5 protein-coding genes are annotated in these 6,760 nt (G+C 72.9%); 2 read left to right on the top strand and 3 right to left on the bottom strand.

The genetic code is table 11. From position 1 onward, the window contains the following. Positions 1 to 238: 238 nt before the first annotated feature. On the bottom strand, positions 239 to 1,891 hold the full coding sequence (locus ACHBTE_RS17840) for a M4 family metallopeptidase (protein ID WP_394724878.1): 1,653 nt from the start codon (positions 1,889 to 1,891) through the stop codon (positions 239 to 241). 109 nt (positions 1,892 to 2,000) lie between these two features. On the opposite strand from ACHBTE_RS17840, the gene ACHBTE_RS17835 reads away from it, so the two are divergent. Further along, positions 2,001 to 2,435, top strand: coding sequence for a gamma-glutamylcyclotransferase family protein (locus tag ACHBTE_RS17835; protein ID WP_394724877.1), 435 nt, complete (start codon positions 2,001 to 2,003; stop codon positions 2,433 to 2,435). A gap of 48 nt (positions 2,436 to 2,483) precedes the next feature. Here ACHBTE_RS17835 and ACHBTE_RS17830 read toward each other — a convergent pair whose 3' ends face one another. Both ACHBTE_RS17830 and ACHBTE_RS17825 read right to left on the bottom strand, forming a co-directional pair. Further along, positions 2,484 to 4,673 (bottom strand): molybdopterin oxidoreductase family protein, encoded by a 2,190-nt coding sequence (locus tag ACHBTE_RS17830; RefSeq protein ID WP_394724876.1) that lies wholly within the window; start codon positions 4,671 to 4,673, stop codon positions 2,484 to 2,486. A 237-nt stretch (positions 4,674 to 4,910) separates the two neighbouring features. Beyond that, complete coding sequence (locus ACHBTE_RS17825) at positions 4,911 to 5,597, bottom strand: vancomycin high temperature exclusion protein (protein ID WP_394724875.1); 687 nt, start codon at positions 5,595 to 5,597, stop codon at positions 4,911 to 4,913. 223 nt (positions 5,598 to 5,820) lie between these two features. Here ACHBTE_RS17825 and ACHBTE_RS17820 point away from each other — a divergent pair, with 223 nt between their 5' ends. After that, on the top strand, positions 5,821 to 6,693 hold the full coding sequence (locus ACHBTE_RS17820) for a sirohydrochlorin chelatase (protein WP_394724874.1): 873 nt from the start codon (positions 5,821 to 5,823) through the stop codon (positions 6,691 to 6,693). Positions 6,694 to 6,760 lie beyond the last annotated feature (67 nt).

Here is a 6,760-nt window from a genome sequence, read left to right as displayed (position 1 = left end):
GATCGACAGGGGGAGAAAGTCATGCCAACTCCGGAGGCCGGGCGCCCCATTGCGGGGCCACCAAGAAGGTAATGGGGGGGTGACGGCTGATGCCCGCCGTCCGGCGGCGGGCGTTCGGCAGCGGAGCGTATCCGCCGCCGCGACGACCCGGCCACCCGGTTTCCGGCTCCGCAGCGCCCCCTTGCCTGCCGCACCCCCTCGCCTGCCGCACCCGCCGGCCCCCGCGCCCGCCGTCGGCTCAGCCGCCCACCTTCACCGCCTTCCAAGCCGCCCCCACGGCCCCGTACTCCGCGCTCCCCGCCCCGTACAGATCCTTGGCCGCACTGAGCGTCGCCGCCCGCGCCCCCGCATAGTTCGTCGAGGACGTCATGTAGACCGTCAGTGCCCGGTACCAGATCTTCCCCAGCTTGGCCCGGCCGATCCCCTGCACGGACGACCCGTCACAGGTGGGCGAGTTGTAGACGACCCCGTTCAGGTTCTTCGCCCCGCTGCCTTCGGCCAGCAGATAGGCGAAATGGTTGCCTATGCCCGACGAGTAGTGGACGTCGAGATCCTTGGCCGTGGGACTCCAGCAGTCCACCGAGACGCCGTCCCTCGACGGCTTGTCCATGTACCGCAGGGCCTTGCGCGGGAAGCCCGACCGGACGACCTTCTCGCCGATCAGGTAGTCCCCCGGGTCGGCGGTGTTGCCCGCGTGGAACTCCACGAGCGTGCCGAAGACATCGGACGTCGCCTCGTTGAGGCCGCCGGACTCGCCCGAGTACGTCAGCGCCGCCGTCTTCGACGTCACGCCGTGCGTCATCTCGTGCCCGGCCACGTCCAGCGACACCAGCGGACCGAGCTGGGTGCCGTCACCGTCGCCGTACGTCATGCAGAAGCAACGGTCGTCCCAGAAGGCGTTGTTGTAGTCCTTGCCGTAGTGCACACGGTTGTACGACCCCTTGCCGTCGCCCGCGATGCCCTTGCGGCCGTGCACGTCCTCGTAGTAGTCCCACGTCACGTCCGTGCCGTACTGCGCGTCCACCGCGGCCGTGGCACGGTCGGCCGCCTTGCCGGTGCCCCAGTGGTTGTCGGTGTCCGTGAAGAGCGTCGCCGGGGCGCGTTCGAGGCAGATGGTGAGCAGACACAGGTCCGTCTCGTTCTCGGCGTCACCCGTGTAGGTGCCCCCGCGTGTCGCGTCCTTCAGCTGGTACGCCGCCCCCGACTTCGTCGTCCGCAGCGGGACCGTGCCGCCGTACAGCGACTTCCCGTCGCCCGCCGCCGATTCGAGGCTGTCCCACGCGTCGATCTGGGTGCCGGTGCGGGCGTCGGTCAGCACCGTGCGGGCGACCGGGTTGCCGAGGGAGTCCTGCGCGACGGCGTTCGTGCGCCAGGCCAGCTTCGGGGCGCCGTGCAGGGCGTCGACGACCAGCTCGGGCCTGGACGTGAGCCGCTTCAGCGTCTCGCCGACGTTCACGGCACGCAGCGCGCTCGCCGCGAGGTCGGCGGCCTTCGGTGCCGCCAGCTTCGGAGCCACGCTCGCCAGGGAGATCGTGTGCTTCGTGGCGCGGGAGGCGCCGCGATAGGTGCCGTCCTTCGCCAGGTGGACGACGAAGTCGCCGCCGAGCACGGGGAGTTGACGGTAGGTGCGGTCGTATCGCACATGCTGGGTGCCGTCGTCGTCCACGATCACGTCCCGCACGGCGGTGTCCTGCGCGGCCGTCAGGCCGAGGCTCTCCGCGCGGTCGTCGAGCACGGACGCCGCGTTCTCGAGCGCGGTGGCCCTGGTCGGCCGCTCCTCCGCGCCGGCGGTGGGGGAGAGCGTGGTGGTCAGCAGGGTGGCGGTCGCGGCGATGGCGAGGCCCGCCGTGGCGAGTCGGGAACCTCGGGCGTGCAGCCGTATTCGGCTCATCGGTCTCCTTGAACTGTGCGGCGCGGAGTTGCCCAAGATTCAAGGGGCCGTTCACATGCCCTGGCCAGGGTGAATACGTGCAGGTGTGTGAGAGGAGAGAATCCTTTCTGTGACCCTCTCTCCCCGACTCCCGTTCTTCGTCTACGGCACCCTTCGCCCAGGTGAGCCGAACCACGACCGCTTTCTGCGCGGGCGCACGCTCGCCGAGGAACCGGCACGACTCGTCGGGGCACACCTGTACGACGGCCCGGGCTACCCGTACGCCGTCGACGAACCGGGCGCCGCGGGCACCGTCCGGGGCGAACTCGTCACCGCCCGCCCCGAGGAGTACCCCGCGCTGCTCGCCGCCCTCGACCGGCTGGAGGAGTACGCCCCGGGCGACGCGCGCAACCTCTACGAGCGCATCGCCCGCGAGGTGATCCGCACCGCCGACGCAACGGCCGTACGGGCGTGGGTGTATGTCGCCGCCCCCTCCGTCGCCGCCCGGCTGCGCGCCCGCGGCACGCTTCTGGACGGCGGTGACTGGGCGACACGGGCCGGTTGAACCGCCCGCCGGCCACGAGCCGCCCGTCAGCCATGAGCCGCCCGCCGGCTACGCCTTCACCGCCTCCACACGCACCGCGCACGCCTTGAACTCCGGCATCCGAGACGTCGGGTCCAGCGCCGGGTTGGTCAGGGTGTTGGCGCGTCCCTCGCCCGGCCAGTGGAACGGCATGAAGACGGTGTCGGGGCGGATGCCGGTCGTGATGCGGGCGGGGGCGACCGCGCGGCCCCGGCGTGAGACCACGGCCACCGGGTCGCCCTCGGCCGCCCCGAGCCGCGCCGCCAGCCGTGGGTGCAGCTCCACGAACGGGCCCGGCGCGGCGGTGTTCAGCTCGTCGACGCGCCGGGTCTGGGCGCCGGACTGGTACTGCGCCACGACCCGGCCGGTCGTCAGGAGCACCGGGTACTCGTCGTCGGGTTCCTCGGCGATCGCCCGGTGCGAGACGGCGGCGAACCTCGCCCGTCCGTCCGGCGTGGCGAACCGGTCGAGGAAGAGACGGGGCGTGCCGGGGTGCACCGGGGCGATGGCCTCGCCGTCCTGTGCGGGGTCGTCGTCGGCCCGGGCGACCGCGTCCAGCGAGGCGTCCTCACCGTCGTCCCGCAGGCCCGGTCCACCGCCGTCGGGCGCGGGGCACGGCCAGAACACCCCGTTCTCCTCCGCCAGTCTGCGGTACGAGATCCCCGAGTAGTCCGCCGCTCCGCCCGCGCTGGCCCGCCGCAGCTCCTCGAAGACCTCCTCGGGATCGGTCGGGAACCCCTTCTCCAGATTCCGCTCGCCGCCCAGCCGGGCCGCGAGCTCGTGCATGACCTCCAGATCGCTGCGCACCCCGTCCGGCGGGGTGATCGCACGCCGCCGCAGCAGCACTCGGCCCTCCAGACTGGTCGTCGTGCCCGTCTCCTCCGCCCACTGGGTGACCGGCAGCACCACGTCCGCGAGCGCGGCCGTCTCCGACAGCACGACATCGCACACGGCGAGGAAGTCGAGGGACTTGATGCGCTCCTCGATGTGCGCGGCACGCGGTGCCGACACCACGGGATTGGAACCCATCAGCAGCAGCGACCTGATGTCCGTGCCGAGCGCGTCCAGCAACTCGTACGCACTGCGCCCCGGCCCCGGCAGGCTGTCCGGGTCCACGCCCCACACCTCGGCGACATGGCGTCGCGCCGACGGGTCGTCCAGCTTGCGGTAGCCGGGCAGCTGGTCGGCCTTCTGGCCGTGTTCGCGTCCGCCCTGTCCGTTGCCCTGCCCGGTGAGGCAGCCGTAGCCGGACAGCGGCCGGCCCGCCCGCCCGGTCGCCAGGCACAGGTTGATCCACGCGCCCACCGTGTCCGTGCCCTTGGACTGCTGCTCGGGTCCGCGCGCGGTCAGCACCATCGCGTGCTCCGGCTCGCAGAACAGCCGTACGGCCTCCCGGAGTTCGGGGACGGACACCCCCGTGATCCGCTCCACGTACTCCGGCCAGTGCGCCATCGCGGCGGCCCGCGCCTCCTCCCAGCCGGCCGTGCGCTCCTGGACGTACTCCTCGTCCACCCGCCCCTCCGCGACGACCAGGTGCAGCAGGCCGAGGGCCAGCGCGAGGTCGGTGCCGGGGCGGGGCGCGAGGTGCAGATCGGCGTGCTCGGCGGTCTTCGTGCGGCGCGGGTCGACGACGATCAGCGTGCCGCCGTTCTCGCGCAGCTCGGTGAAGTAGCGCAGGGAGGGCGGCATGGTCTCGGCCGGGTTGGAGCCCACGAGGATCACACAGCCCGTCCGCGGGATGTCCTCCAGCGGGAACGGCAGCCCCCGGTCCAGGCCGAACGCCTTCATCCCGGCCGCCGCCGCCGACGACATGCAAAAACGGCCGTTGTAGTCGATCTGCGAGGTGCCGAGCACGATCCTCGCGAACTTGCCGAGGCTGTACGCCTTCTCGTTGGTCAGACCGCCCCCGCCGAAGACCCCGCACGCGTCCGGGCCGTGTTCCGCACGGGTGCGGCGAAGGCCCTCGGCGACCCGGTCCAGCGCCTCGTCCCAGCCGGCCGGCACGAGCGCCCCGCCCGACCGCACCAGCGGGGAGGTCAGCCGGGCGCCCGCGGCCAGCACCGCCGGCGCCGTACGGCCCTTGCCGCACAGCGCCCCCTTGTTCACCGGGAAGTCCGGGCGCTCGACCACCGCGACACCCCCGTCCTGCAAGGGCGTGAGGTTCATCCCGCACTGCAGGGCGCAGTACGGGCAGTGCGTGGGCGTCGCGGAGTTCGGCATACCGTCCAGCGTGCTTCGGGCGTGTTACGCCCGCGGCGGCCCCCTGTTACGCGGCCGGGACGGTGACCTCCCCGCCGCCGGAGGGCCGCGGTGAGGCGTACCGGTACGGCGATCCCGGGGACGCCGGACCCGAAGACACCGGACCCGAGGACACGGACCCGAGGACACGGACCCGAGGAGGCCGGACCGGCAGCCCCGGGGTGCCGAGAAGGCTCCTTCTCGGGCTCCTTCACGGGCTCACCGCTTCGCGGCCAGCGCGTTCGTCACCCCGCTCTCCCGCGGCCCGAGGAAGCGGGGGTCCGGCTCGAAGAGGGCGTCCAGGGCCGCCTTGCCGGCCGCGAAGATCTCCCGGGTGCCGCCGTAGTACCAGGTCGCGTCGTGCTTGGCGTCGACGCCGACGCCGTACGACGCCACCCCCGCCTCCTGGCACAGCGCCACCGCCCGCCGGATGTGGAAGCCCTGGCTGATCAGCACCGCCTCGTCCACGCCGAAGATCTTCTTGGCCCGGACGCAGGAGTCCCAGGTGTCGAAACCGGCGTAGTCGCTGACGATGCGGGAGTCGGGCACGCCGTGCCTGGTCAGGTAGGCGCGCATGGCGTCGGGCTCGTCGTAGTCCTGGCGGCTGTTGTCGCCGGTGACGAGGACGACCTCGATACGGCCGGCGCGGTACAGATCGGCCGCCGCGTCCAGCCGGTGGGCGAGGTAGGGGGACGGCTCGCCGCCCCACAGCCCGGCGCCGAAGACCACGGCCACCTCGGTGCGCGGCACGTCGGCCTCGGTACGCAGCCGGTCCCCGGTCACGAGGTGCATCCAGGTGGCCGGAAGCAGTGCCAGCACGCACCCCAGCATCACGGCCTGCACCAGCCGGCGCTGCCCGGTGCGGGTGCGCGGCAGTCTCGGCCGGCGCGGCTTCGGTAGGCGCATCGGATGGTCCCTCCCCGTTCGGCTCACGGCCCGTCCTCGACAGTCAGGGACGTCCGGCCGCCCCGCGCGGTTCATCGCAGCCGACGTGACCAGGTTCACTCCATCTCGCGAAACCGCAGGTCACGCGCGCTCACACCGGTCGGGGGCGATGCGGTGAACCCGGTGTAAGAACCCGTCATTCCCGTGAAACGGAGCTGCAACGTCCCGCCCTCACCATCGATCCATGACGGCGTCGAACACTCCCCACCACGAGTCCACGACGGCCCACCTCGACAGTACGGCGCACCTCATGAACCGGATCAGCAGTCAGCTCATCAGCCGGCTCCGCCTCGTCTCGCCCGACGGCAGGCGGCGCCCCGCACCGCCCGCGCTCGTCGTCGTGGCCCACGGCAGCCGCGACCCGCGTGCCCTGAGCACCGTGCGCGCGCTTCTCGACCAGGTCCGCGCCCTGCGCCCGGGCCTGCCCGTCCACCTCGGTCACATCGAGCTGAACGAGCCCCTGCTCACCGACACCCTCGCCGACCTCGGCACCGGCGAGGCCGTCCTCGTCCCGCTCCTGCTCAGCCGCGGCTACCACGTCAAGCGGGACATCCCCGGGACGGCCGCCGCGTCCGGCGTCCGCGCCCGCGTCGCCCCCGCGCTCGGCCCGCACCCCCTGCTGGTGGAGGCACTGCACGCCCGCCTCGTCGAGGCCGGCTGGAGCACCCGTACGGACGAGCCCACCCGCCGCCGCACCGCTGTCGTCCTGGCCGCGGCCGGCTCCCGGGACCCCGAGTCGCAACTCGACACCTCCCACACGGCACGCCTCCTCGCCGACCGCCTGGGCGTCCCGGTCGTCCCGGCCTACGCGACGACGACGGCTCCGACCGTCCCCGACGCCGTCCGCGCCCTCTCCTCCCGAGGCCGCACCAGGGTGGCCATCGCCTCCTACTTCACGGCCCCGGGCCGTTTCGCGACGGAGTGCGCGGCGGCGGCCCCGTGGATCGCGTCGGCCCCCCTGGGCACCCACCCCGCGATGGCACGCCTGCTGCTGACCCGCTACGACCAGATGCTGAACACGCCGGTCACGACAGCACCGGAACTGGCGTCCGCCTAGGACGCCGGGGACGGCACCCACCCGGAAGGCCTGGCGCGACACAGCCCTCCGTCTGTCAGTGTCTGCC

The sequence above is a fragment of the Streptomyces sp. M41 genome (genome assembly GCF_043673425.1).
In the GTDB taxonomy this organism is placed as follows: Bacteria; Actinomycetota; Actinomycetes; order Streptomycetales; family Streptomycetaceae; genus Streptomyces.
Note: the sequence above shows the minus strand (reverse complement) of the source record. Positions and strands in the feature narration are given on the sequence as shown.